Annotated in this window: 2 protein-coding genes; both read left to right on the top strand. The window is 28.3% G+C overall.

Translation table 11 applies throughout. The features are described from left to right. Positions 1 to 264 precede the first annotated feature (264 nt). Entirely contained in the window at positions 265 to 732 is a 468-nt protein-coding gene (locus NK213_RS19950) for a Panacea domain-containing protein (protein ID WP_253352609.1), read from the top strand. A gap of 21 nt (positions 733 to 753) precedes the next feature. Further along, entirely contained in the window at positions 754 to 1,590 is an 837-nt protein-coding gene (locus NK213_RS19945) for an MFS transporter (RefSeq protein ID WP_253352607.1), read from the top strand. Positions 1,591 to 1,646: the final 56 nt, after the last annotated feature.

Below are 1,646 nucleotides of genomic sequence, written 5' to 3'. Positions count from 1 at the left end.
GATTGTATCCAGAGCAGTTTAAGGCATTTGATATAGAGAAGTATAGGACTAAGATAAATTATGAGGTACAGGAGTTTTTGGAGAAGAATAAGGGAAAGGTGTTTAGGCAGGGGATAGAGTATGTATGAATAATTTGGACAATGAGAATTGAATAGAAGTCTTGCAAATAGATGAGATATAAGGTATAATGAAAGGGGATTTATGTCCTGTCAATTTATAAATTGACAAAATACTTTAAAGTATAAAGAAAAGGAGGGAAAAATTATGATAACACGCGAATTAGAGAATATCTGCACTTATATTATAACAAAATACGGTGCGAGTAATTTGGAAATAAATAAGTATTTGTATATGTTACAAGCTGCTTATATGAAAGATCATGATGGAAAACCACTATTTTTAGATGACTTTGAAGCTTGGGCATATGGACCAGTAATAAGAGATGTATATGATATATTCAAGTATAATGGAAGTAAAAAGATAACAAAAGATAATATAGAAACAATAAGAATGTTAACAGGGTTCCAAGGAAATACTCTAGATATAAGGGAAGATATACGAACATTTATAGACAATTCAATGTCAAAATTATCTGTAGTGTCAATTGGTCAAATAGTGGATTATACACATGAATCAAGACCATGGCAAGATTCTTGGACAAATAAAAAAGAAATAATATCAAGAGAAGAGATATTTAGATATCATAGTGAAAAAGGAGTTGAATTTATTTAAGAGGGGAGACTAACAGAAATTATGAGTAATACTGATCACGAATCATATCAAAATAATTTTAATGAGTTAGTAAGTGAATTTAATAGAAGATATAATGAAGTAGATAATTTGAACGAAAAGTATAAAGATAGTGAACCTAGATTAATTAAGATGGAAGAATTTATTGAAAAGTGTAATGCTTTGATAGCTGATTATTATAGGATAATAGGGTCTTATGATGTTGGTTTCCAGCTTCAAACTGAAGATAATGATAGAGAAAGCCAAGAGATAACTCAAAGTATACTAAAAGATTTAGATAGAAAACTACATGAAGTGAGAGCATATAAATTTAGTTATTTGTATCAGATAAATAGGCATGAGAATTTGAAGTTGAAAGATGAAGTAAAGGCAAATAAATCAGAAATTTTAGAAATGATGGGTCTTTTTTTTGCAATTTTTGCTTTTGTACAGATAAATTTTATGTTTATAGGTGGATTTTTGGAGAAATATAATGGGTACAGATTAATCTTTTTCATAGTAACACTAAATGGAGTATTGTTAACCGTAATATTTCTAATTTTAGAAGTAGTAGGAGTAATAGTTTACGGAGAAAATAGATTTCGAGTAAAATGTGAATCAGATAGTAAGTTTTGTAAATGGTTTCCAGCATCAAAAGCTAAAATAAAAAGAAGTTATTTGTACACTATGATGATTTTAGTGGTGTTTGCCAGTTTTACGTTTTATATGTCGAAAGATGATAAAGTGTTGAATTATGAGTTAGCGGAAGATGATAAAGAAGAGTTGGAAAAATCAATAATGGAAAAAATAGACAGAGAAAAAATTAAGTTAGAAATAAAAGAAGAATTGAGGAAAAAGTAGTATTAAAACAAGGCTAAATATGAATAGTCTTGTTTTTTTATTACCAAAATAGGAGG

Source organism: Sebaldella sp. S0638, assembly GCF_024158605.1.
Lineage (GTDB): Bacteria > Fusobacteriota > Fusobacteriia > Fusobacteriales > Leptotrichiaceae > Sebaldella.
The sequence above is the reverse complement of the archived record's forward strand: the minus strand, read 5'-3'. Positions and strand labels throughout refer to the sequence as shown.